Raw genomic sequence first — 2,792 nt, 5'->3', positions numbered from 1 at the left:
CTTGCCTCCCGGCAAGCCGTTTTTTGTGGTCTCAACCTCTTGACCCAATCCGGCCTAGGCCAGACCCGGACACAAAGCCGCACACCTTCAGCTAACTGTGGTCACCTATTTAAGTGTACAGGTCAGCAGCGTCACCCCTTTCTGGGTGAGGAGAGCTTGTTTGTCCTGATTCCAGAAGGTGGTGACGCTGTCGGAATATTTGGCGCCAGACTCTGACTCCACACGCGCCAGCTTGTGATAAACCCCGGCATAGGGGAACTGCACCATGTCAGCCTGGGCATCATAGGTAACGGCCAGCATCTCTTCGCCACACTGGTATTGGCTGTATTGATACTGGGTAGGTTGCGGGCTGCTGCACGCCGCCAGGCCCAAAAGGGGAAGCAGAGCGATCAATTTTTTCATTGCACTTTCCTTATGTAATGGCTTTATGTCATGGCCTTGTGCAGTGGCCTCATGTGATGGCCTTATGCCAGGGTACCAACGAAACAATCGTCAGTTATCAAGCTTCAACAATTTGATAACTATGGGTAATTTGTACCGCTTTTTCCAACATCAGGGAAACAGAACAGTATTTTTCCATCGACAGATCGACCGCTCTGGCCACCTGCTTCTCTGCCAATCCCGTGCCCGTCACCACGAAGTGCAGATTAATCTTCTCGAAAACCCGGGGCACGCTATCGACCCGTTCGCCACTGACATCGACATGGCATGCTGTCACCGACTGGCGCGCTTTTTCGAGGATGGAGACCACATCAATGGAGCTGCAGCCACCGACCGCCAGCAGGATCATCTCCATCGGGCTGGCCCCCTCACCGGGGTTGGCACCATCCAGGATCACCTTGTGACCGGATTCACTCTCACCCACAAACTTCATCCCTTCCACCCAGCTGACCTTGGCTTTCATCTCGCACTCTCTCCTGTTAATCATGATGATGGATCCCTAGCATAACCCAGTCGCTTATCTCTGCCGAACAGGGGGAGTTGGGATGGAAATAGATCAAAATCAACATCTCCGACCTCTATCTTCCCTAGAATGGCCGAAGCGGCGCAGCAGGCATTACTCAAAGGGCTCTGTCAAAAGCCCGCAAAGCCTTGTCAGCACAGGCAAAGGCTCTTATCCTACTGCGACCAATACAAGGAATGGCAAGATTGGCAGCTTGCCCGGACGCACAAGTCCATAAAAAGACACTACAGAGGAATTCTCATGGTCATTGGCAAACCGCAAAGCGATCCCACCCTGGAATGGTTCTTGTCGCACTGCCACATTCATAAGTATCCCGCCAAGAGCACCCTGATCCATGCGGGTGAAAAAGCGGAGACCCTCTACTACATCGTCAAGGGCACTGTGGCCGTCTTGATCAAGGACGATGAGGGCAAAGAGATGATCCTCTCCTACCTGAACCAGGGGGATTTCCTGGGCGAGATGGGGATGTTCGAGGAGAACGAGAACCCCGAGCGCTCCGCCTGGGTTCGCGCCAAAGGCTCTTGCGAAGTGGCAGAGATCTCCTACAAGAAGTTCCGCCAGCTGATCCAGGTCAACCCGGACATTCTGATGCGTCTCTCTGGCCAGATGGCCAAGCGCCTGCAACACACCAGCCAGAAAGTGGGCAACCTCGCCTTCCTGGATGTGACCGGCCGGATCGCCCAGACCCTGCTCAACTTGGCCAAACAGCCGGATGCCATGACCCACCCGGATGGCATGCAGATCAAGATCACCCGTCAGGAGATCGGCCAGATCGTCGGCTGCTCTCGTGAAACCGTGGGCCGCATCCTGAAGATGCTGGAAGAGCAGGAGCTCATCTCTGCTCACGGCAAGACCATTGTGGTATTTGGCACTCGCTGATGACCCGTCCGCAGGCCTGACTGAGGCCTTGGGATAAAAAAGGCTGCTACGGCAGCCTTTTTTGATCCTCTCCCCTATAATCCCGAACGCCCTTCACTGTTCCGGCATTCGCCCAGAGAGTTACTATGCACCTTCAATGTCCCCGCTGCCGCAGTCCGCTCCATCTTCATGAAGCCTCCCAGGGGCGCTATTGCGACAACAAGCATCACTTCGATCCGGCACCGGAAGGTTATCTGGATCTCATCCCCGGCAAGAAAAACCCCAAAGACAGCGACAGCCGTGCCCTGATGCGCGCCAAGCACCATTTCCTGGAGGCCGGCCACCAACTGCCGCTAGTTGAGGCCATGGCCGGCCTGCTCGCTCCGCTGGCCCCACAAGAGCTGATCCATCTTGGATGCGGTGAAGGCTACTACTGCCGCGCGCTGGCAGAGCGCCTGCCCGGCTGGCAGTTTGCTGGGGTTGATATCGCCAAGAACACCATCTTTGCCGCCAAAAAAGCGCAGCCGGACGGCCAGTTTGTCATTGCCGATCCCGCCCGAGCACCGCTGCAACCGGGCTCTGCTCAGGTGCTGCTGGTCAACGATCTCAAGGTCAAGACCGAGCAGCTGGTCAGCTGGCTGGCGCCCGGTGGCTATCTGCTCTATCTGCAGCCTGGCCCCCGTCATCAGTGGCAACTGCGGGTCAGCCTCAACCCGGTGAGCATGGAACACCCCCTCAGCTGGCCAACCCTCGGCGGCCTCAATCCGGTGACTCAACAACGCTGCCAGTTCAGCCTCACCATGGATCAGGCCATGCGCAGCTTTATTCTGGAGACCAGCCGTCTTGGCTGGCGGGCAACCGGTGAGCAGCGTCACGCTTTCGCTCAACAAGGCCCGAATGAACTGGAACAGGATCTGCTGCTGACCCTGTGGCAAAAGCCCATCTGATCACTGGGGGGAGCCTTGCAAGG

At 56.7% G+C, this 2,792-nt stretch carries 4 protein-coding genes; 2 read left to right on the top strand and 2 right to left on the bottom strand.

Annotation, left to right across the window (positions count from 1 at the left end; all coding sequences use genetic code 11):
• Positions 1–105: 105 nt before the first annotated feature.
• Both AB5Y85_RS09745 and AB5Y85_RS09740 read right to left on the bottom strand, forming a co-directional pair.
• Complete coding sequence (locus AB5Y85_RS09745) at positions 106–402, bottom strand: MliC family protein (protein WP_040067985.1); 297 nt, start codon at positions 400–402, stop codon at positions 106–108.
• A 97-nt stretch (positions 403–499) separates the two neighbouring features.
• A complete protein-coding gene (locus AB5Y85_RS09740) occupies positions 500–904 on the bottom strand; it encodes an OsmC family protein (protein WP_201932495.1) in 405 nt (134 codons plus the stop codon).
• A gap of 300 nt (positions 905–1,204) precedes the next feature.
• Here AB5Y85_RS09740 and crp point away from each other — a divergent pair, with 300 nt between their 5' ends.
• Positions 1,205–1,843 carry a cAMP-activated global transcriptional regulator CRP gene (crp, locus tag AB5Y85_RS09735; RefSeq protein WP_005335304.1) on the top strand — a complete coding sequence of 213 codons (639 nt, stop codon included), beginning with the start codon at positions 1,205–1,207 and terminating at the stop codon, positions 1,841–1,843.
• A gap of 125 nt (positions 1,844–1,968) precedes the next feature.
• Positions 1,969–2,769 (top strand): putative RNA methyltransferase, encoded by an 801-nt coding sequence (locus AB5Y85_RS09730; protein ID WP_108588144.1) that lies wholly within the window; start codon positions 1,969–1,971, stop codon positions 2,767–2,769.
• Positions 2,770–2,792: the final 23 nt, after the last annotated feature.

Origin of the sequence: Aeromonas sp. R3-1, assembly GCF_040908345.1 — a bacterium.
GTDB lineage: Bacteria > Pseudomonadota > Gammaproteobacteria > Enterobacterales > Aeromonadaceae > Aeromonas > Aeromonas veronii.
The sequence above is the reverse complement of the archived record's forward strand: the minus strand, read 5'-3'. Positions and strand labels throughout refer to the sequence as shown.